This window comes from Dorea sp. AM13-35 (assembly GCF_003473885.1).
GTDB lineage: Bacteria > Bacillota > Clostridia > Lachnospirales > Lachnospiraceae > Dorea_D > Dorea_D hominis.
In genome coordinates, this window is the sequence record NZ_QUCZ01000001.1 from 560,152 (window position 1) to 581,057 (window position 20,906).

Annotated in this window: 19 protein-coding genes; 1 reads left to right on the top strand and 18 read right to left on the bottom strand. The window is 41.9% G+C overall.

Going from position 1 to position 20,906, the window contains the following annotated elements; genetic code table 11:
- Nucleotides 1-23: 23 nt before the first annotated feature.
- The 11 genes from smc to mgtE form a co-directional block, all read right to left on the bottom strand.
- Nucleotides 24-3,581: a chromosome segregation protein SMC gene (gene smc / locus DW152_RS02730; RefSeq protein WP_117537221.1), complete on the bottom strand. Its 3,558-nt coding sequence runs from the start codon at nucleotides 3,579-3,581 to the stop codon at nucleotides 24-26.
- 7 nt (nucleotides 3,582-3,588) lie between these two features.
- Nucleotides 3,589-4,284: a ribonuclease III gene (gene rnc, locus DW152_RS02735; protein ID WP_117537222.1), complete on the bottom strand. Its 696-nt coding sequence runs from the start codon at nucleotides 4,282-4,284 to the stop codon at nucleotides 3,589-3,591.
- Nucleotides 4,285-4,342: 58 nt separating this feature from the next.
- A complete protein-coding gene (acpP, locus tag DW152_RS02740) occupies nucleotides 4,343-4,576 on the bottom strand; it encodes an acyl carrier protein (protein WP_021861108.1) in 234 nt (77 codons plus the stop codon).
- Nucleotides 4,577-4,617: 41 nt separating this feature from the next.
- Nucleotides 4,618-5,625: a phosphate acyltransferase PlsX gene (gene plsX, locus DW152_RS02745; RefSeq protein WP_021861109.1), complete on the bottom strand. Its 1,008-nt coding sequence runs from the start codon at nucleotides 5,623-5,625 to the stop codon at nucleotides 4,618-4,620.
- A 142-nt stretch (nucleotides 5,626-5,767) separates the two neighbouring features.
- Nucleotides 5,768-5,947: a 50S ribosomal protein L32 gene (gene rpmF, locus DW152_RS02750; RefSeq protein ID WP_005332600.1), complete on the bottom strand. Its 180-nt coding sequence runs from the start codon at nucleotides 5,945-5,947 to the stop codon at nucleotides 5,768-5,770.
- A 3-nt stretch (nucleotides 5,948-5,950) separates the two neighbouring features.
- Nucleotides 5,951-6,484, bottom strand: a complete 534-nt coding sequence (locus DW152_RS02755) for a YceD family protein (RefSeq protein ID WP_021861110.1) — start codon at nucleotides 6,482-6,484, stop codon at nucleotides 5,951-5,953.
- A 572-nt stretch (nucleotides 6,485-7,056) separates the two neighbouring features.
- Nucleotides 7,057-8,343 (bottom strand): hypothetical protein, encoded by a 1,287-nt coding sequence (locus tag DW152_RS02760; protein WP_117537223.1) that lies wholly within the window; start codon nucleotides 8,341-8,343, stop codon nucleotides 7,057-7,059.
- Nucleotides 8,344-8,468: 125 nt separating this feature from the next.
- A complete protein-coding gene (locus tag DW152_RS02765; protein ID WP_147323691.1) occupies nucleotides 8,469-9,785 on the bottom strand; it encodes a hypothetical protein in 1,317 nt (438 codons plus the stop codon).
- Between the two features lie 262 nt (nucleotides 9,786-10,047).
- The gene (locus DW152_RS02770; RefSeq protein ID WP_021861113.1) at nucleotides 10,048-11,238 is read right to left on the bottom strand and encodes an acetate/propionate family kinase; all 1,191 of its coding nucleotides are present in this window, start codon (nucleotides 11,236-11,238) and stop codon (nucleotides 10,048-10,050) included.
- Nucleotides 11,239-11,258: 20 nt separating this feature from the next.
- The gene (gene pta, locus DW152_RS02775; protein ID WP_117537225.1) at nucleotides 11,259-12,260 is read right to left on the bottom strand and encodes a phosphate acetyltransferase; all 1,002 of its coding nucleotides are present in this window, start codon (nucleotides 12,258-12,260) and stop codon (nucleotides 11,259-11,261) included.
- A 144-nt stretch (nucleotides 12,261-12,404) separates the two neighbouring features.
- The gene (mgtE, locus tag DW152_RS02780; protein WP_021861115.1) at nucleotides 12,405-13,766 is read right to left on the bottom strand and encodes a magnesium transporter; all 1,362 of its coding nucleotides are present in this window, start codon (nucleotides 13,764-13,766) and stop codon (nucleotides 12,405-12,407) included.
- Nucleotides 13,767-13,891: 125 nt separating this feature from the next.
- Here mgtE and DW152_RS02785 point away from each other — a divergent pair, with 125 nt between their 5' ends.
- Nucleotides 13,892-15,184 carry a nucleotidyltransferase gene (locus DW152_RS02785; protein ID WP_117537226.1) on the top strand — a complete coding sequence of 431 codons (1,293 nt, stop codon included), beginning with the start codon at nucleotides 13,892-13,894 and terminating at the stop codon, nucleotides 15,182-15,184.
- 96 nt (nucleotides 15,185-15,280) lie between these two features.
- Here DW152_RS02785 and DW152_RS02790 read toward each other — a convergent pair whose 3' ends face one another.
- From DW152_RS02790 to rsxC, 7 genes are read right to left on the bottom strand one after another with little or no spacing between them, the layout of a single operon-like run.
- Nucleotides 15,281-15,757: a DUF2752 domain-containing protein gene (locus tag DW152_RS02790; RefSeq protein WP_117537227.1), complete on the bottom strand. Its 477-nt coding sequence runs from the start codon at nucleotides 15,755-15,757 to the stop codon at nucleotides 15,281-15,283.
- A gap of 49 nt (nucleotides 15,758-15,806) precedes the next feature.
- Nucleotides 15,807-16,598 carry an RnfABCDGE type electron transport complex subunit B gene (locus DW152_RS02795; RefSeq protein WP_021861117.1) on the bottom strand — a complete coding sequence of 264 codons (792 nt, stop codon included), beginning with the start codon at nucleotides 16,596-16,598 and terminating at the stop codon, nucleotides 15,807-15,809.
- Between the two features lie 13 nt (nucleotides 16,599-16,611).
- Entirely contained in the window at nucleotides 16,612-17,187 is a 576-nt protein-coding gene (gene rsxA / locus DW152_RS02800) for an electron transport complex subunit RsxA (protein WP_021861118.1), read from the bottom strand.
- Between the two features lie 13 nt (nucleotides 17,188-17,200).
- Nucleotides 17,201-17,920 carry an electron transport complex subunit RsxE gene (gene rsxE / locus DW152_RS02805; protein ID WP_021861119.1) on the bottom strand — a complete coding sequence of 240 codons (720 nt, stop codon included), beginning with the start codon at nucleotides 17,918-17,920 and terminating at the stop codon, nucleotides 17,201-17,203.
- 12 nt (nucleotides 17,921-17,932) lie between these two features.
- Complete coding sequence (locus DW152_RS02810) at nucleotides 17,933-18,517, bottom strand: RnfABCDGE type electron transport complex subunit G (RefSeq protein WP_021861120.1); 585 nt, start codon at nucleotides 18,515-18,517, stop codon at nucleotides 17,933-17,935.
- Nucleotides 18,517-19,467 carry an RnfABCDGE type electron transport complex subunit D gene (locus DW152_RS02815; RefSeq protein ID WP_021861121.1) on the bottom strand — a complete coding sequence of 317 codons (951 nt, stop codon included), beginning with the start codon at nucleotides 19,465-19,467 and terminating at the stop codon, nucleotides 18,517-18,519. The genes DW152_RS02810 and DW152_RS02815 overlap by 1 nt, the downstream gene beginning before the upstream one ends.
- 26 nt (nucleotides 19,468-19,493) lie before the next feature.
- Nucleotides 19,494-20,816 carry an electron transport complex subunit RsxC gene (gene rsxC, locus DW152_RS02820; protein ID WP_118287897.1) on the bottom strand — a complete coding sequence of 441 codons (1,323 nt, stop codon included), beginning with the start codon at nucleotides 20,814-20,816 and terminating at the stop codon, nucleotides 19,494-19,496.
- Between the last annotated feature and the right edge of the window lie 90 nt (nucleotides 20,817-20,906).

The window sequence follows — 20,906 nt, forward strand, 5'->3', positions numbered from 1 at the left end:
AACAGCCTCCTCTTATCATACTATTATTTTAATTCATTTTCCAGTAAATCTACCGAAACAAGGGTTGAAACACCTTTTTCCTGCATTGTGATTCCATATAATCTATCCGCAGCGATCATCGTTCCTCTACGATGTGTAATTACAATAAACTGTGTATTCTCTGTCAGCTTGTGTAAATATTTTGCAAAACGGTCTACATTATTATCGTCCAGCGCCGCCTCGATCTCATCTAAGAGACAGAACGGTGAAGGCTTGAGATTCTGTATTGCAAACAACAGGGAAATCGCCGTCAATGCTTTCTCCCCTCCGGATAACTGCATCATATTTTGCAGTTTCTTTCCCGGTGGCTGTGCGATAATGCGGATTCCTGCTTCCAGAATATCTTCATCTTCCATAAGCTCAAGCGTTCCTTTACCACCACCGAACAGTTCTTTGAATACGGTGTCAAATTCCTTGCAGATCCGTTCAAACTGCTCCCTGAACTGCTTACGCATCGCTGTATCCAGCTCCGCAATGATCTGTTCCAATGTCGCTTCCGCTTCCACAAGGTCATCGTGCTGGTTCTTTAAGAACGTATAGCGCTCGGAAACATTCTTGTAATCCTCGATTGCGTTTACGTTTACGGAACCTAACTGCCGGATTTCGCCTTTTAACTCCTGGATACGCTTTTTCATTCTGGAGAGATCTGTAAGGTTCGCATCCCTTAATTCCTGTGCATGACCATATGTGATCTCATATTCATCCCACATATAATTAATCTGTTTTTCTGTGGATTCCTCGTAGCCTTCTTTCTGGCTTTCCAGACGGAATACTTCCTTATCCAGATTAGACATATGTCTCGAAAGTTCTTCCCGTTTCTCTAAGAAACTTTTGTGTCTCTGGTTCAGTTCTTCACGCTCTTTCCTTGATTTCTCAATCTCCTGCCGGATCTCTGTAAATAAATCTCCAGAATTTGCAATCGTCTCTTTCAGCTCACGGATCTGTAATTCCTTATCTTCGATTTCTTTGGAATTACCGCCCTGGCTTGCTGTAAGTTCTTCCATTTCCTGTGTGAATTTATCAATTTCTTCCTGGATACGTGTAACATTTTCTGTAATAAATGTTATCTTCTGCTCCTGACTTGCATTAGCAAGATGCAGAGTCTCCACCTCTTTCTGACATAAAGTTTCTTCCTCTCGGATCTGATCTAATACAGTCTGATCCGCTTCAATTCTGGCATTTAACTCCTGCTCCATCTTCTCTGATGTATCTAGCTCTACCTGTATAGATTCCTGATTATCAGAAATATTTGACATCTCATGTTCCAGCTCTTCTGATTCTCTGTTAATATCTGAAATCATGTTCTCTGACGTATGGATCTTCGCCTCCGCCTGATCAAGGTTCATCTTCGCTGTATTCTGAACGACATATGCCTTCTGCAATTCTTCTTTTAACAGCTCTATCTTCTCATAATATCCGGTACGCTTCGTTCTCTTTTCATTCAGAGACTGCTCCAGATCATTCATCTGTGCTTTTAACTTCTGTACCGCTTTTTCCAATTCTTCGATCTCTCTCCTGCGGCTTAACAGATTACTCGTATTCTTAAATGCACCACCAGTCATAGAACCACCTGGATTGATCAGTTCTCCTTCTAACGTAACAATGCGGATTGACTGTTTGTATTTTCCCGCAATCTGGATTCCATGATCAATGTGGTCAACAACAAGCGTACGTCCCAGAAGATTCGATGCAAGACCGTTGTATTTCGGATCGACTGTAACAAGTGCATTCGCAGGTCCGATCACTCCCGGCTCTTTCAGCGCTTCCGGTCTGCCGATTCCATTTCCCGGACGAATACTTGTAAGCGGAAGAAATGTTGCACGTCCAAACTTATTCTTCTTAAGAAACTGAATCATCCGCTTAGCAGTATCTTCATCACGGGTAACAATATTCTGGATACTTCCGCCAAGTGCAGTCTCAATCGCAATCTCATACTGCTTTTCTACTTTGATGAGATCTGCAACAACACCGAGAAGTCCCGGTTCCTGATTCTTGTTGTCCATGACACGCCGAATGCTGTTTCCATATCCATCATAACGCTCTGTAATATTTTTCAGAGACTCCAGTCTGGACTGCTCCCGGTGATAAGAAGTCTGGCTGATACGGAACTGTTCCGACAGCCGGTTCATCTCTGCCTGAATACTTTTAATCTGTTCTTCATATGTATTCTGCTTCTCATTAAGTTCAATGATCTGTGCGGAAATATCTTCTAATTCCGCAGCATATTTTTCTTTCTCTTTCTGCTGTTTGTTTCCGGATGTCTGTTCCTCTAAAATCCGTTTTGTAAGCTCGGAACGACGCACCTGGATCTGCTCCCGCATCGTGTCATATTTCTGGATCTTTGCTTTCGTAGATGCACGGTTATTCAGCACATCCATTATATTGCTGTTACCGCGGTCAATCGCATCTGTCAGTTCTGCAATCTTACTCTGTACTTCAACAAGTGTCAGTTTCGCCTTATCTTCCTTGTCCCGGCTTTCCTTATGTTCCGCAAGAATTACCGTCTGTTCTTTCTTAAGTTCAGTAAGCTGGCTTTCACGTTCACTCAGTTCCATCTCAATGCTCTGTGCACGCTGGGCATAATGCTCATCGTTCATACGTGCACTGTGGATCTGTTCTTTTAAAAGTGCAATCTGGTTCTCCAGCTGCTGCTTAAGCATGGAAGTCTCATTCAACTGATTCTTGGAGTGTTCAATGGATTCATCAATCGTCTCCATCTGCTCTTCTACAGCTTCATATTCCTGCTTCATTCCATCATAATCTGCAGAAGCTTGCTCCAGCTCTTCTTTAGTAAGCTTAAGCTTGTCTTCCACCTGACTGGAAAGATTCTTAAGTCTCTCTGTCTCCAGAAGAAACATATTAATATCGTATGTCTTGAGCGCTTCTTTCTTCTTCAAATATTCTCTTGCCTTTTCCGATTGTCGTTCCAGTGGACCGATCTGTTTCTCCAACTCAGCAAGAATATCATTGACTCGCAGAAGGTTCTGACGCTCTTCTTCCAACTTCTTAACAGAAGTATTCTTCCGTCTCTTAAACTTAACGATACCTGCCGCTTCATCAAAAAGCTCTCTTCGTTCCTCCGGCTTTCCGCTTAAGATCTTATCAATCTGGCCCTGTCCGATGATCGAATACCCTTCTTTACCTATTCCGGTATCATAAAAGAGTTCATTGACATCTTTCAGCCTGCATGTACTGCCGTTGATCAGATATTCACTTTCGCCGGAACGGTATAACTTTCTTGTTACCGTCACTTCCTCATAATCAATCGGAAGCTGATGATCAGAATTATCCAACGTAATCGCAACCGATGCATAACTTAAAGGCTTACGGTTCTCTGTCCCGGAGAAAATAACATCCTGCATCGTGCCTCCACGCAGTTGCTTGATTCGTTGTTCACCAAGTACCCACCGGACGGCATCTGCAACATTACTCTTACCGCTTCCGTTCGGTCCGACAATTCCGGTAATTCCGTTATGAAAGTCAAACTTTAATTTGTGCGCAAAGGATTTAAATCCATGCACTTCAATACTTTTTAAATACATACCTCACCTACTCAAAGTTCTTTTTCCGAAGTGCCAGTATACTCTGGTAAGCAGCCTCCTGCTCCGCTGCTTTCTTTGTGCGCCCGGAGCCGACTCCATATCTGTCGTCACCGATCCGGACAGCCACTTCAAACACTTTATTATGATCCGGTCCTTTTTCTCCAAGCAGCTCATAGGACACAGGTTCCTTAAAGTTTGACTGTACAATCTCCTGCAGGATAGTCTTGCTATCATAAAAGAGCTTCTTATTTTCCAGATCTTTTAAAATAAATCTCTCAATAAACTCTTTTGCATTAGCAAAACCACCGTCCAAATAAATTGCACCGATCAGTGCCTCCATCGCATCTGATGTGACAGATTCTCTCTTTCTTCCGCCGGTTGCATCCTCACCTTTTCCGAGCAGCAGATATTTACCCAGCTCAATATCTCTTGCACAGAAAGCAAGCGCAGGTTCGCACACCATACTTGCGCGCGTCTTTGTAAGCTGCCCTTCCGGCATCGTCTTGTGCAGGGAAAATAAAAATTCACTGGAAATAAGCTCCAGCACCGCATCTCCTAAAAATTCCAGACGTTCATTGCACTCGTATTTTGGAAGATGCTTCTCATTTGCATAAGAACTGTGTACCATCGCTTTTTTCAGAAGTTTATCATCCTGAAAATGATAACCGATCCGATCCTGTAACTCTTTTAACATATTATCCATAAATTATCTACCTCATAAAACGAAAAAGCCCGCTTGGGCTTTCTCGTCTTGTTCATGCCTAGTCATTTGTTGCGTTTTTTATCTGTTCTACAGCATCTCCGACTGTAACAATCTTCTCCGCATCTTCATTATCGATCTCGATATCAAAAGTTTCTTCGATTCCCATAATAATCTGGAAAATATCCAGTGAATCTGCTCCGAGATCATCTACAAATGTAGAATCCATGTGAATATCATTCTCATCAAGATTTAATACATCTGCGATAATTGCTTTCAATTTTTCAAATTCCATATCTGTTCATCCTTTCTGCTCTTCTATCTATCCAACGGAAATTACTCCGGCTGAATACTTTCTTTGATCTTCTCATTAATCTTCTGTTCTTTAAATGTAACACACTGTATAATCGTATTGCAGATTTCCTTCGCAGTAGAGCTGCCGTGTGTCTTGACAACGAGACCGTTGAGTCCCAGAAGTGGCGCTCCTCCGTACTCGGACGAGTCAAAACTCTTCAACGCCTTCTTCAGTGCCGGTTTTACAAGAAGCGCACCGATCTTGCTTCTTAAGCTTCCCATCATGCCTTTCTTGATCTCGGAAATAAGCACACTTCCGACACCTTCGAATAATTTAAGAATAATATTACCGGCAAATGCTTCACAGACAATGACATCAGCCTGTCCATGCGGAATCTCTCTTGCCTCCACACTTCCAATAAAATTGATATTCTTCTCTCCTTTTAATAATGGGAAAGTTTCTTTTACAAGCGCATTGCCTTTCTCTTCTTCTGCTCCGATATTCACGATGCCGACTTTCGGATTCTTAATGCCGACAACATGCTCCATATAAATGGAACCCATCTTCGCAAACTGTACAAGATGAGACGGTCTTGCATCTACATTGGCTCCACAGTCAACCAGAAGGCTGACGCCTTTCTCCGTCGGGATCAGCGGTGCAAGAGGAGGCCTCTCCACGCCTTTGATCCTGCCAACGATTACCTGACCTCCAACTAGTACAGCCCCGGAACTTCCGGCAGAAACAAAGGCATCTGCCTGTCCTTCCTTCACGAGCTTCATACCGACCACAATAGAAGAATCCTTCTTACGACGGATCGCATTCACCGGCGGTTCTGCTGTCTCGATCACTTCCGTTGCATTTACAACCTCGATACGTGCTTTATCATACGTATACTGTGCAAGTTCTGCACGGATCACATCTTCTTTACCTACAAGGAGTACCTGCACGGCATCTGTTTTCTCAAGTGCCTGCACAGCTCCCTTGATCATTTCTTTTGGGGCATTGTCCCCGCCCATAGCATCCAGGGCTACTATTGTTCTATCTGTCATCTTAATTCCTCCCAGAACTACTAGAATAATTCTACTAGACATCATTGTAAAAATCAATCATTTTATAATGATATAAAAAGATTGTGTCAAAAAAAATCAAGAGCGACAAACGCCGCTCTTGATTTTAACTTCATTCTCAAAATTAGTCCTGAGCAATGATTTCTTTTTTGTTGTACGAACCACAAGCTTTGCATACTCTGTGAGGCATCATTAATTCGCCGCATTTGCTGCATTTTACCAGGTTTGGTGCGCTCATTTTCCAGTTCGCTCTTCTTTTGTCTCTTCTTGCTTTTGAAGATTTATTCTTTGGACAAATTGACATAGGTTACACCTCCTTAAAATTCTTAAAAACATCGCGGATAACTGACATTCTCGGATCGAGGCCTGTATCTTCACAGCTGCAGGTACCCTCATTTAGGTTTTGACCACATACGCTGCAAATTCCTTTACAGTCTTCGCTACACAGAACTTTCATCGGCCATCCTACCAATATCTCATTATAGAGTAATTTTTCTACGTCAAGATGATATCCGTCAATATAATTATTTTCGTCTAATTGATCCGCTTCATCCGAAGCGACTTCTGCTTCTTTTGTCTCAACTTCTCTTGTAAAATCCAGTTTGAAATCAACCGGGACCTCTTCAAGACATCGATCACACGGAATTCCAATCGTCAGATTTGTCAGACCGGATACTCTCAGCTTCTGATCACCTGCATATTCAACCTGAATATGCAACTCATCTTTTGAAAGAACCGGATAAGTCTTTCCTCTGAGTCTGAATTCATCCATCGAAATCGAAACATTCTTATCCACAGATTTGTGCTGTTCAGACAAAACATTGGATAGGTCTAATAACATAATACTATCACCCCTATTCATACCTAAATTATTATATCATGGAAAATTGTTTTGTCAACTGGTATTTGAGATATTTTTCTTATGTTTGTCCACATTTTTTCAAAAGCTGCTCTAAAACACTTAATCTGTCAAGTCTACTGTTACAGATTTAAGGTTCTGGAAGTTTATCAGATAATCTGCTGTTCCTGTCTTCGCATCTGTTCCGGACATATTAAATCCTCCAAACGGATGCTGCAATACAACAGCTGCTGTAAATTTACGGTTGAACTTGCAACACCTTGGGCTGCCTTTTTAATATTTGCTGAAGAATCAACGATGATCGCATTCTTTCACCCATCTCAGCAACAACACGTTTGATCCATTTTTCCGTCTACATAAAAAAAATATGTGCATACTGCCGAAGGATTTTTATTTATATGAAATGAATGAAATTTCCTATCACGCAACAATAAAAAATAAGCGAACAGCCACAATATTCACGGTAGCTGTCCGCTTACTCTATGATTCTGTTTTGTTATCTCTGTATTTACAGCCTGCACTATTACATTCTGTATGCGATGCGCAATTACAATTTATTTCCATTTCAGAGAATACCATCCTGAAGATTTGGAATTACCACGGTATACTTTAATATAATAAGTTCCTTTTGACCATTTGCCTAATGACTGTAAAGTATAAGAAGAATTTGAATAAATCAATGATCGAGTTCCGATCGTTCTTCCTCCCTGATATACGGTAATCTTCATTGTATCATTGGTCTTTGCTTTCCATAAAATCTTCACACTCTTCTTGCTGGTCAGTTTGAATTTGTACCAGTCTGCCTGTGAGCTTCCTGCCTGCAGTGTTCCGCTTACAGTCTTGCCTTTCTTTATTGTTACAGCTTTTCCCTTGCTCTTGCCACTCTTTTCAGAAACTTTGTAATTCTTAACTTTAAAGAAATATCCACCATTGCTGTTATAGGATGACGCTACTTTAAAATAATATGTCTTTCCTTTTGTTACTCCATAAGAAGGATTGTATCCAACCGCTGTATAATCGGAATAAGCTTTTTTCTTGCTGTTACAAAGTGCAACCTTTACTGAATATTTGCTGTCTTTGCTGGCAAATGCAGAGACATATCCCGTCTGTGTTGCTTTGAATTTAAAATAATTTGTCTGTGGCTCTTTTTGTCCAATCGCAATCTGCTTATTATGCAAAATCGTACGGTCTGCACCGTTATAGAAACCTGCTGCAGCCACAAATCCCCAAGCATCATAGACTCCATCTGAATAAGTGTTTGCATAAACATAGATTCCAAGATAATATTTTCCCGGTTTCGGGACTTTGAACATGCGGGAAGTTGTCTCTCCCAGCTCATCACAAAACTGATAAGAATCTACCGGCTTTGTTAAAGCGGAATCATAAAACAATCCGTAAGTAGCTGATTTCTGCTTTGCACCGTCTGATTTTGCCGAATAATTCATTGCGAAATCCAATGTACCTTTCGTTTTGAATGTTACAGCCTGACTGTACTGATAGTGATTGCCTACTGTTCCATTCCGGGCCGCAAGTATAATCTGACCTACTTTGTTGACACTCTCGTTTCCTGTATTCATCATGATAACCGGAATACTTCCATCTACAACTGTTGTTTTCGTTGCTTTCACAGTTGCGCTCTGTGCGCTTACCGGACTCACTTTTGCAGCCTTCACTGCCTTTACAATACTGCTCTGTGCTTCCAGACTCTGCGCCTCTGCCTTCACTGCCTGTGTATTCTGTACTTTTGTCGATGTATCTGCCGCCTGTACTACACTTCCTGAAGAAACAGTAAGGATAGCCGCTAATACAAGTGACAATACTTTGCCTTTTCTCTTCATCATAACCTCTTTCTCCTTTTCCTTTATTGTGATATAAAATCAGGGGCAATCATCGTAATATCATTCTATTTAAAATGGTATTGAGAAAAACTGTCCCTCTTTTTATTCATTATAATATAAATATCTGATTATTTCCATCTTAAAATATACCAACCGGAAGATTTTTCTGTATCTGTATATACTTTCAGATAATATGTATCTTTTGGCCATTTTCCAACGGACTTAAGTTTGTAGGAAGCATCTGCATAAGTCAACGTCTTTGTATCAATCTTTCTGCTTCCCTGATAAATAGCAAGTTTCATCTTTTCATTCGTTCTTGCTTTCCAGGAAAGTTCCACACTCCGTTTGGATGTAAGGCGGATCTTATACCAGTCCGCTCTCTTCACTCCTGTTTCCATTGTTCCTTTGATTGTGGTATTTTTCTTAATCTCCACAGCATTAGATTTACTGCTTCCGCTTTTTTCGGAAATCTTACGATTTTTTGCCACCAGCGTATAACCGCCATCTTCACTCGCCGGAGACCATACTTTAATATAGTAAGTTCTTCCCTTTGGTACACCATATGTGACACCATATTTTGCAATTGTACTCTCTGTAAGACGATTCTTCTTACTGTCATAAAGAACGATCTTATTCTTCGGATCACTTGTGATCACTGTGATATAACCGCTTTCTGTGGTTTTCATTTTAAAATAATTCGTCTGCGTTGTTTTGTGACCGACTGCAATCTTCTTATCACTGGTAATCGTACGATTATTGCCATTCCAGTAGATCGCTCCTGTCGTAAACTTCCAGGATTCGCTCTTATCTTTTGCATTGACCATTGTATAGATGCCGATATAATAGGTTCCTGCTTTCGGGATCTTTACAACGACTGTCTTGTGATCGCCTTTTTTCGTTACAACATCAACGCTTGACTTATCAATCGGATCTTCCAGGGATGCCTGCTTGAATACTCCGTAGACAACATTACGTCCCGCCGTCTTTGCTTCTGTACATTTAACAGAAAATGAAAAAGAACCCTTGCCCTGAAATTCAACTTTCTGTGAATAGAGGTATCTCTTTCCCATCGTGCCATCTGTAGTTCCGACAGAATTACCAAGTGCAACATTGCCCTGCTTGCCTTCTTCTGAACCTGTTACACCTTTGACTACCGGAATATAACTCATATTCTTCTTTGTTGTTGCTTTGGCTCTGACATTCTTGCCAGTAAGTGCTGCTTTTTGCTTTGCGGCGCCTGTCTGGATTGCAAGTTTCTTCTGGCTCTTCCCGGTATCCTTTGTCAACACGTCTGTTGTCAGCGCATTTCCTTTTTCTGCACTAACTGTCCGAAGTCTGACACTGGATGTATCTCCTGCCGCCTGTACATGACCTGCACTTCCCAGAGATGTAACACTGAGAATTGCTGTAAGTAAAACTGCTGCATACATGTTCCTTTTTTTCATTCTATATCTACCCCTTTTTATTTTATCTCCTATCTTAAGAACAAGCACATTATACTTGATATTTCTCTCAAATTCAATTCTCTTTCCGCTCATTCCCGGAATCTTAAGAAAAATATTAGAAATACTGTTCTGCCTCTTCGCGCGAGTGCGCTTCCTGCCGACGGCTTTATATCTGCCGAAAGCTTTATATATAAAGAAGGCTGCCGCTCCCGCGACAGCCTTCGATACACCTCTCAATTCTATGATCGTTCAACTATGCTGATTAAACTAATGCAACAGTCTCTCTTGCAATTGCAAGTTCCTCATTTGTAGGAATTACAAATACATCAACTTTAGAATCCGGAGTTGAGATCTTCACTTCTTCACCATGTGAATCATTTGCTTCTTTATCGATTGCAACTCCAAGGTATCCAAGGTATTCCATAACTTTCTCACGTACAAGACTTGCATTCTCACCAATTCCTGCTGTAAATGCAATTACATCCACACCATTCATGGCAGCTACATAACTTCCAACGTACTTAGCTACACGGTAGCAGAATACATCAACTGTTGTAGCAGCAATCTCATTTCCGCTCTCAGCAGCGCTTGTAAGATCACGGAAATCACTGGATAAGTTATTAGAAAGACCAAACACACCAGATTTTTTATTTAACATTGTCATAAGCCCTGCAATATCAAGGTCTTCTTTCTTAGCGATGAACTCTAAGATAGCCGGATCGATATCTCCGGAACGTGTTCCCATTACAAGACCCTCCAGTGGAGTCAGTCCCATAGATGTATCTACGGATTCACCATTCTCTACAGCACAGATACTTGCACCGTTACCAAGATGACAAACGATTGTCTTCACTGCATCATATGGTTTTCCAACAAGTTCAGCAGCTCTCTTGGATACGAAACTGTGGCTTGTTCCGTGGAATCCATAACGTCTTACTTTGTATTTGTCATAATACTCATATGGCAGACCATACATATACGCCTTTGCTGGCATTGTCTGATGGAAAGCAGTATCAAATACAGCTACCATCGGCGTACCCGGCATTAATTCCTGGCATGCATTGATACCAATCAGGTTAGCTGGGTTGTGAAGAGGTGCAAGGTCATTACACTCTTCGATTGCTTTCATAACTTCATCTGTAATTACTACAGATTTGGCGAACTTCTCTCCGCCATGTACAACACGGTGTCCGACTGCCCCAATTTCCTTTAAGTCTTTTACGACACCTGTCTTGTCATCTGTCAGTGCGTCAATAACGAACTGAATAGCCTCTGTATGAGTCGGCATAGCTTTGTCAGATTTGACTTTCTCTCCGCCTGCCGGCTGATAAGTAAGGCTTCCATCAATTCCAATTCTCTCACAAAGTCCTTTTGCAAGAACCTGCTCTGAATCAGAATTGATCAGCTGGAACTTCAATGAAGAACTTCCACAGTTGATTACTAATACGTTCATAATCTTTTTTCCTCTCTTTTTTATTCTTCAGCCATACACTGTACAGCTGTAATGGCAACAACACCTTCAATGTCTTTTGCGCTGCATCCTCTTGAAAGATCATTAACCGGCGCTGCAATTCCCTGTGTTAAAGGACCGTAAGCTTCTGCTTTACCAAGTCTCTGTGCAAGTTTGTATCCGATATTACCAGCATCCAGGTCTGGAAATACGAGTACATTTGCTTTACCTGCAACCGGGCTGCCCGGTGCTTTGGATGCTCCAACTTCCGGAACGATTGCTGCGTCAAGCTGGAACTCTCCATCTAATAATAAACCTTCTTTTGCATTTTCTTTTGCAATACGTGTAGCTTCTACAACTTTGTCTACGTCAGGATGTTTTGCACTTCCCTTAGTAGAGTGTGAAAGCATTGCAACGATTGGCTCTTTTCCTGTCAGCAGTTCGAAAGAATCTGCAGAAGAAAGTGCGATTGCTGCAAGTTTCTCTGGATCCGGATTCTGCTCCAGACCGGAATCTGCAAATACAAATGTTCCGTCAGCTCCCATATCGCAATCCGGTACTACGATTACGAAGAAAGCGGATACGAGTTTTGTACCTGGTTTTGTCTTCAGGATCTGAAGGCATGGTCTTAATGTATCTGCTGTAGAATGGCATGCTCCGGATACCATACCGTCAGCATCCTTCATCTTAACCATCATAACACCATAATATAAGTAATTTGTCAGAAGAAGCTCTCTTGCCTGTTCTTCTGTCATTCCTTTTTTCTGTCTTAATTCAACAAGTTTGGCAATGTATGCGTCTGTCTTTTCAGACGTTGCAGGATCTACAATAGTAGCTCCGCTGATATCAAAAGATCCTTTGTTCTTTGCGATCTCTTCTTCGCTTCCGATCAGGATCAGATTAGCTGTTCCTTCTTTTAATACAGCTTCTGCTGCTTCATAAGTTCTGCCGTCTTCTGTTTCTGGAAGAACGATTGTCTTTTTGCTTGTTTTTGCTTTTGCTTTAATCTCATCTATGAATCCCATGATAAATAGACTCCTTTCCATATTTTCTCAGATAGGACTATTATAATACAAAGAGACCTTGCAAACAAGGTCTCTTATGTGTATTTTTTCATACATTCTGTCACTTTATCTCATTTTTTCTGTCTATATGCATATATCACGCATCTATAACTGAAATACTGCACTGACAATTGCAAAGTATACGCTGATCGTGCTGATATCTACCAGTGTTGAAATCAGAGGTGTTGCCATAATCGCCGGGTCCAGACCTACCCGCTTTGCGATAAGCGGAAGTGTACATCCAACAACTTTGGCGATCACAACGGTACAAGCCATCGTCAGACCGATCGTAAATGCCATCAGCGCATCGCCCTGCCCCATCAGCATAATTCGCAGTCCATTTACCACAGCAAGCACAATACTGATACATACTGCGATACGGATTTCTTTCCATATTACTTTCAGGAGATCCCGGAATTCAATCTCGCCGACTGCCAGTCCCCGGATCACCAGTGTTGAGCTCTGGGAACCGCAGTTTCCTCCGGTACCTGTCAACATCGGGACAAATCCTGCGAGCTGCGGCATAATGGCAAGCGCTGATTCATAACTGTTCATGATCATCTGTGTCACGGTTGCCGATAGCATCAGAAACAGAAGCCATGGGATTCGGCTCTTCACATGTTCCATAACCGTTGTCCCAAAATAAGATTCTTCATTCGGATTGACACCCGCCATGATACTGATATCTTCCGTCGTCTCTTCCTGCAATACATCCATTGCGTCATCTACTGTTACAATACCGACCATACACATCTCATGGTCTACGATTGGAAGTGCGATCAGACCATATTTGCGGATCGTCAGTGCAACTTCCTCCTGGTCATCTGTTGTATGTGCATAGAGCATGTTTGTCTCCATGATCTCTTCCACTGTCTTCGATTCACTGGTCGTCAGTAATTCTTTGACATCTACAAGACCGATAAGCTTACGCTTTTCCGTGACATAACAGGTATAAATTGTCTCCCGGTTCAAACCGACCTGACGAATCTTCAAAATAGATTCTGCAACCGTCATCTCTTTACGGAGTGCAATATACTCCACATTCATAATGCTGCCCGCACTGTCCTCCGGATATTGCAGGAGCTGATTGATCTGCACTCTTGTCTCTTCATCTGTCACCATCAGGAGACGGTCAACAACATTCGCCGGCATCTCCTCCAGCACATCAACCGTATCATCCAGATACATCTCTTCCATGACTTCTTCCAGCTCGGAATCAGTCAGTGCATTAATCAGAATCTCACGCATGTCACTGTTCATATAAGTAAACGTTTCAGCCGCTTCTTCTTTAGCAAGAAGCCGGAAGATCATAACAAGCTGCTTCTGGTCAAAATCCTCTAAAATCTCAGCGAGGTCAACAGGATACATATTACTTTCCAGTTGTTCTTTTAATTCTTTGTACTGCCGATTTTCCAACATCTCTTTAATCTCATCTTCTGTCAGTATATCTTCGATTTCCTGGCTCATATATATCCTCCTTTCTCTCCTGAAAACAATTGTAATAAACTAAACGTGAAAATAATGACTTTTTTGACCTAAAGTCCCTTTTTATAGTATAATCAATTTCAAATAGATATACAAGGAGATTTTTTATGAAAATTGTCGGACTGATTGCTGAATACAATCCCTTTCATAACGGGCATTTATACCATATAAGAAAAGCAAAAGAAATCACCGGAGCAGACGCTGTTCTTGTTATTATGAGTGGAAATTATGTACAGCGTGGAACACCCGCGATCATGCCAAAGCATCTGCGCGCCCAGGTAGCTCTGGAAAGTGGTGTTGCCGCCGTCTTTGAACTTCCGGTCTGCTACGCAACTGGAAGCGCCGAATATTTCGCCACAGGTGCTGTTTCTTTGCTTAACCATCTTGGCTGTGTAGATGCACTCTGTTTCGGAAGTGAATGTGGAGACTATGCACTACTGGAACGTATCGCCGGGATTCTTACAGAGGAACCGGAGGATTATACCTTCTATCTGAAAGAAGCACTGCGCAAGGGGCTTTCTTTTCCGCGTGCAAGGCAGCAGGCATTATCCTCCTATTTAAAAGATGAAAATGTGGATCAGGTGCTGGATGAACCGAACAACATTCTCGGCATCGAATATATCAAAGCATTATATCAGACCGGAAGCCTGATCAAAGGCTATACAATCCAGCGTAAAGAGTCCGGTTATCATGATCGGGATCTGTCCGGAAATTACAGTTCTGCCTCTGCGATCCGCAGACTCCTTGCGCAGGCCGGAAGTTCGATTCATTTAAGAAGTGACAGCATTTACGACGAACCACCGCTCTCTGATGTACTGACAAGACTGGAAGACCAGGTACCTTCTGCTTGCATTGATCTTCTTCGGGATACACACCTGATTCGGTATCCGGTATATGCAAATGATTTTTCACTTCTTCTGAAATACCGGCTTATGAACGAAACTTCAGATTCTCTTATGAAATATCTTGATATCACAGAGGATCTTGCAAACCGGATCATGAATCACATTGATGACCTGATCTCTTACGAACAGTTTTGTGATCTTCTGAAATCAAGAGATCTTACCTATACAAGAATCAGTCGGTCACTGCTTCATATTCTTTTGCAGATTAAAACCGCAGATATGCTGGATTATCAGGCTCGTGGAAATTGTCAGTATGCACGCCTTCTCGGTTTCCGAATGGATCAGTCTTCTGTCCTTACAATACTTAAGCAGACTTCTCGCATCCCATTGATTACGAAACTAACACAGACAGACAGCTTATCAGAGACAGGGCTTTCCATGCTCCGCACAGATATCCAGGCTGCTAATTTATATGAGAGTGTTTTAACTGATAAGTTTAAGATTCCATTCTTTAATGAATACAGACAGCAGATCATAAGAGTTGACACCGAATAATCCTGTTATTCAGAATGATTAACAGATTTGATACAGATCCATTCTGTTGACACAGGTTTCGGAATGATATCCAATTTAAAAATTTATTATATAAAATCATTGGACAAATAAATTTGCAAGGAAATTTTTGCAAGTATGCAGCAGATTCCCAGAGTAATAGCTCATCGGTGGTTCCCCCGGAAAATAACACACCATGCGGTAAATATAAAAAATCACAAGTGCCACAAGTGCGATTCCTGCAAGTATCTTCATACTCTTTGGCTGCCTTAACTGAAGCCTGATATAACGGTTCCAGCAATAGCGAAATACAAGAATTGCAACCACATAGATAAATGGATGCATATGCCATGCTCCTGCAAAATCAAAATGCAATAGCCGGATACCGGCTCTTGTAAGTCCGCAGGACGGACATGGATATCCGGTAAGCATAATGAGCGGACAAATACTATAAATAAATTTTCTACCAAACACAAAATAGGCGATTATAACAATAATCGCCCATTTTGTTTGCTTTATATCTTTTATGAATTGTTCATATCCTTCGGATATTATCGTTTTGAAAGATCTTTTCATACGATTCTCCTGTATACCAATTTCATAAATCTCTGAAAAAGACGTTCTTCTACAGAATGATCTTCTTCGGACATTTTGCTGCACATGCACCGCATCCGATACATTTTTCCGGATCAATGTGTGCAATGTTATTCTCAACCTTAACAGCGTCGAATTTACAGATCTTCTCACACATCTTACATCCGATACATCCAACGGAACATACAGACATAACATCTTTACCTTTGTCCTTAGAGCTGCACTGTACGAGGTGTTTCTGGTCATACGGTACAATCTCGATCAGGTGTTTCGGACAAGCTGCCACACATTTACCACATGCTTTACATGCTTCTTTGTCTACAACAGCAACTCCGTTTACAATATGGATGGCATCAAACGGACAGGCTTTCACACATGTTCCCTCTCCAAGACATCCATAATTACATCCTTTCGGTCCTCCCGCCTGCATCATGTTCATCATAACACAGTCGTTCAGTCCGTGATATTCATATTCCTGTTTTGCTTTGTCACAGGTTCCTGCACATTTTACAAATGCTACTTCGTGTACCTGTGCACCGGCTTCCTGTCCCATGATTGCACCAATCTTTGCTGCAACCGGAGCTCCACCGACCGGACATCCTCCAACTTCAGCTTCGCCTTTTACAATAGCAGCTGCAAGTCCGGAACATCCTGCATATCCACAACCACCACAGTTGTTTCCAGGCAATACTTCAAGGATTGCTTCTTCTCTCTCATCTACTTCTACTGCAAATTTCTTTCCTGCAATACCAAGGAACACACCAATGAATAATCCGGTGCCGCCTACGATTGCAGCAGCTAAAATAATACCTGTTATACTCATAGTCTGTTTCCTCCTATATTAATCCTGAGAATCCAAAGAACGCAATTGACATCAGTGCTGCTGTAAGCAGTACGATAGGAGTTCCCTGGAATGACTCAGATACATCATTGTATTCGATTTTCTCACGGATACCTGCCATGATCACAATTGCGATTGCGAATCCGACAGAAGTACCGATACCATTGATCACACCTTCCAGAATAGAATACTCATTCTGAACGTTTGTAAGTGCTACACCAAGTACTGCACAGTTTGTTGTGATCAGAGGAAGATACACACCAAGTGCATTATACAGAGACGGCATGCTCTTCTTCAGAAACATCTCTACAAACTGTACCAGTGCAGCGATTACGAGAATGAATACGATCGTCTGCAGGTAAGAAATATTCAATGGTAACAAAATAAACTTATAAATCAAACTTGTAAAGAATGATGCGATTGTAATAACGAAGATTACAGCTCCTCCCATACCGGAAGCAGTCTCAACCTTTTTGGATACTCCAAGGAATGGACAGATTCCCAGGAACTGGCTGAGTACAACGTTGTTGACAATCGCAGATCCAATTGCGATAAGTAATAATTCTTTCATCTATGTACTCCTCCTATTCTTCGTTTCCTGTAGGGAATACTTTTCCGCCGCATCCATTACATGATGCACAGCCTTCGCCGCATCCCTTAGCTTCTACAACTTCTTTACCCCTCTTGGCAGCATTGGCTTTGATCTTGTTCTGAAGAGCAACCAGTCCTGCAAGTACCAGGAATGCTCCCGGTGCAAGAATAAAGATTGTAACCGGTACATATCCGGCTTTTCCTGCTGCTTCGTCAGCGATCGGAATAATCTGTTTACCGAAGATCTGTCCTGCTCCGATCAGCTCACGTACAATACCAATACATGTAAGACCTACAGTAAATCCAAGTCCCATACCGATACCATCAAAGATTGACGGAAGAACCGGGTTCTTGGAAGCATAGCTTTCTGCACGTCCTAAGATAATACAGTTTACTACGATCAGTGGAATGTAAAGACCAAGTGCGTCATAAAGACTCGGTACAAAACCTTCCAGAAGAAACTGTACAATTGTTACGAATGATGCTACGACTACGATGAATGCCGGCATTCTGACTGAATCCGGGATGATCTTACGTAACATGGAAATCAGCATATTGGATAATACCAATACTACTGTTGTTGACAAACCCATACCAACACCATTGGTTGCGGATGTAGTTACGGCAAGTGTAGGACACATACCAAGCATCAGCACGAAGGTAGGATTCTCTTTAACTAAACCATTATATAGTCTTTCAGTACATCTGTTCATGTCTGCTACCTCCTAAAATGCATTCTGATAATAAGCCAGTGCTACGTTGACAGCTCCTGTAACTGCACGTGATGTAATTGTTGCACCACTGATTGCATCGATCTGTTCACCGTCTCCACCATCTTTTGATACAACGAATTTCTCAGCTTTCTTGCCCTTGTACTGATTGTAGAACTTCGGCTCTTTTGCTTTCATACCAAGACCGGCTGTCTCGCTGATCGATAAGATAGAAATTCCGTTTACTGTACCATCAGAAGTAATACCTACTGTAATCTGGATATCTCCACCATAACCTTCCTTGTCTGTGGTTGTGATTACATATCCTTTGTCACCTGCTTTACAAACTTCATCGACAGTTGCTTTTGCACCGACTGATTTGATTGCTTTATCTGCAATCTTCGCATCTACGTCCTGTGCTTCAAAAGCATTCGCATCTACATCTGTAAATACCGCCTGCCATGCTTCTTTCTTAGCTTTTTCCTGCGCCTGTGCGATCGGGTTTTTGGTGATCTCATATACAAAGCCAAGACCTAATCCTGCGATTAATGTAATAATTGTAAGAATAAGTGCATTCTTAATAATTGGATTTTTCTTCATTATTTTTCTCCTCCTTTACCAAATGGTTTTGGAAGAGTAACTCTTTCAATCAGTGGGACTAAAAGGTTACTGATGATGATCGCATAAGATACCCCCTCTGCGGAACCACCGAACAGACGGAACAGTCCGGTCAGTACTCCAAGAAGGATACCATATACATACTGTCCTTTTTTCGTAATCGGAGATGTTACATAATCGGTTGCCATGAACCATGCTCCGAGCATCAGACCACCACCGCAAAGGTGTGCTGTGATGTACTGTGGATCAAAGAATCCTACATGTGCTTTTGTAAATGGTCCGAAAATTCCGACGAAAATAACAAAGGATACAATGTATGTTCCCGGAATACGCAAATCAATAATACCAAGCATAATAAGGAATACTGCTCCGATAATGATTGCGATCACAGATGTCTCACCGATTGTTCCCGGAATTGTTCCGATAAGCATCTTCATGGAATCAACAGAGCCACCGTCTTTTAAAGTAGCAAGCGGTGTCGGTCCGGATACTCCATCGTAAACAAACTTTGTCATCGGTCCTGCGAAAGAAATCAGCAGGAAACATCTTGCACCGAGCGCCGGGTTCATGAAGTTCTGTCCCAGTCCTCCGAATAACTGTTTTACAACGAGAATTGCAAATACACTACCAAGAGCGCCCATCCACCATGGTGCTGAAGCCGGCATGTTAAGGCCAAGCAACAGGCCGGTAACAACTGCACTCCAGTCGTTGATGGTAATCTTCTTGTGCATCAGTTTCTCATATATGTACTCTGTAAGAACCGCTGATACGGTTGTGCTGATCAGTACGATCAGTGCTGGTATTCCAAAGTTATAAACTCCGAATGCCGAAGCCGGCAAAAGTGCAATAACAACCATAAGCATGATATTGCTGGAGGTAACTTTGTCACGAATATGTGGTGAAGATGACAGTTTATAATTGTTCTCACTCACGTTTGTTCACCTCTTCCTCTCTTCTCTTATTTTTTCTTCTTACGATTAGCAAGTGCAATTTTTCTCATAGAACCGATTGCCTGTTTCAACTGACGTTTTGCCGGACAGACGAAACTGCATGATCCACATTCCATACATTCCAGACCATTATGTTTTGTAAAGGTCTCTTCGTCATGATGCTCTGCATAATCTGCAAGTCGAGATGGAATCAGACGGCTTGGACAGGCATCTACGCATCGTCCGCAGTTAATACATGCGGTTGGCTCGAATTTTGCTACTTCGTCTTTTGTAAATCCAAGAATGGATGATGATGTCTTTGTAACCGGAACATCTAGTGAAAACATTGCAAATCCCATCATCGGACCACCGGAAATCAGTTTCTCCGGTTCTGTCTTGAATCCACCGGCAGCATCTACCAGCTCAGCCTGGTTCATACCAAACGGAACACGGAAGTTCCCCGGTTCATTCACTGCATCTCCGCTGACTGTTACGACACGTTCCATAGAAGGTTTTCCTTCTGCCACAGCCTGATAAATGCTTACAAGTGTTGCAACGTTGTCTACAACGCATCCTGCATCTGCCGGAAGCATAGCAGAGTTAATCGCACGACCTGTCGTCGCATAAATAAGCTGACGCTCACCACCCTGTGGGTATTTTGTCTTAAGCGCCAGAACCTCCAGACGTGGGTCATCTGCTGTGAGTTCTTTTAATTTTGCGATACAATCTGGTTTGTTATCTTCAACACCGAATATACCTTTCGCGTTATCGAAAAGTCTCAGAACGATCTTCATGCCTTCCACCAGTTTCTCCGGTGTCTCGATCATCGTTCTGTAGTCTGCTGTAATATATGGCTCACATTCTGCACAGTTTGCAATAATATAATCAATCTTGTCAGGCTCTTTTGGAGAAAGCTTAACTCTGGTCGGGAAACCTGCTCCTCCCATACCAACAACACCTGCGTTGCCAATTGCGTTAAGGATCTCTTCCTTTGTCATCTCATCAACCGGTTTTATCGCAGGATATTCTACTTCTTTATATTCACCATCATTTTCAATGACAATGCTGTTGACAGTACCTCCAGTCGGGTTCAAATGTGGAGCGATCGCCTTAACTGTTCCTGATACTGAAGCATAGATTGGTGCAGAAACAAATCCTCCGGCTTCTGCTATCATCTGTCCTTTTAAAACATGATCGCCAACTGCTACGATCGGATTGGCAGGCGCCCCGATGTGCTGGGAAACCGGATATACCAGATCTCCTGTGGGTTTAACATCAACGATTGCCTTGTCTTTTGCAAGACGCTTACCGTCATCCGGATGAATACCACCCTTAAAAGTTAACAATGCCATTCCCTTTTCCTTCCTTCCTTTTAATTTTCATATTAACTATACCCAAAAAGCACCAGACTTACCAGTGTGTCAAGTGATTTTTTTGTACAT

Excerpts from the sequence above, each read along its gene's own strand:
- smc (WP_117537221.1), bottom strand. The coding sequence starts at position 3,581 with ATGTATTTAAAAAGTATTGAAGTGCATGGATTTAAATCCTTTGCGCAC.
- rnc (WP_117537222.1), bottom strand. The coding sequence starts at position 4,284 with ATGGATAATATGTTAAAAGAGTTACAGGATCGGATCGGTTATCATTTT.
- acpP (WP_021861108.1), bottom strand. The coding sequence starts at position 4,576 with ATGGAATTTGAAAAATTGAAAGCAATTATCGCAGATGTATTAAATCTT.
- plsX (WP_021861109.1), bottom strand. The coding sequence starts at position 5,625 with ATGACAGATAGAACAATAGTAGCCCTGGATGCTATGGGCGGGGACAAT.
- rpmF (WP_005332600.1), bottom strand. The coding sequence starts at position 5,947 with ATGTCAATTTGTCCAAAGAATAAATCTTCAAAAGCAAGAAGAGACAAA.
- DW152_RS02755 (WP_021861110.1), bottom strand. The coding sequence starts at position 6,484 with ATGTTATTAGACCTATCCAATGTTTTGTCTGAACAGCACAAATCTGTG.
- DW152_RS02760 (WP_117537223.1), bottom strand. The coding sequence starts at position 8,343 with ATGATGAAGAGAAAAGGCAAAGTATTGTCACTTGTATTAGCGGCTATC.
- DW152_RS02765 (WP_147323691.1), bottom strand. The coding sequence starts at position 9,785 with ATGAAAAAAAGGAACATGTATGCAGCAGTTTTACTTACAGCAATTCTC.
- DW152_RS02770 (WP_021861113.1), bottom strand. The coding sequence starts at position 11,238 with ATGAACGTATTAGTAATCAACTGTGGAAGTTCTTCATTGAAGTTCCAG.
- pta (WP_117537225.1), bottom strand. The coding sequence starts at position 12,260 with ATGGGATTCATAGATGAGATTAAAGCAAAAGCAAAAACAAGCAAAAAG.
- mgtE (WP_021861115.1), bottom strand. The coding sequence starts at position 13,766 with ATGAGCCAGGAAATCGAAGATATACTGACAGAAGATGAGATTAAAGAG.
- DW152_RS02785 (WP_117537226.1), top strand. The coding sequence starts at position 13,892 with ATGAAAATTGTCGGACTGATTGCTGAATACAATCCCTTTCATAACGGG.
- DW152_RS02790 (WP_117537227.1), bottom strand. The coding sequence starts at position 15,757 with ATGAAAAGATCTTTCAAAACGATAATATCCGAAGGATATGAACAATTC.
- DW152_RS02795 (WP_021861117.1), bottom strand. The coding sequence starts at position 16,598 with ATGAGTATAACAGGTATTATTTTAGCTGCTGCAATCGTAGGCGGCACC.
- rsxA (WP_021861118.1), bottom strand. The coding sequence starts at position 17,187 with ATGAAAGAATTATTACTTATCGCAATTGGATCTGCGATTGTCAACAAC.
- rsxE (WP_021861119.1), bottom strand. The coding sequence starts at position 17,920 with ATGAACAGATGTACTGAAAGACTATATAATGGTTTAGTTAAAGAGAAT.
- DW152_RS02810 (WP_021861120.1), bottom strand. The coding sequence starts at position 18,517 with ATGAAGAAAAATCCAATTATTAAGAATGCACTTATTCTTACAATTATT.
- rsxC (WP_118287897.1), bottom strand. The coding sequence starts at position 20,816 with ATGGCATTGTTAACTTTTAAGGGTGGTATTCATCCGGATGACGGTAAG.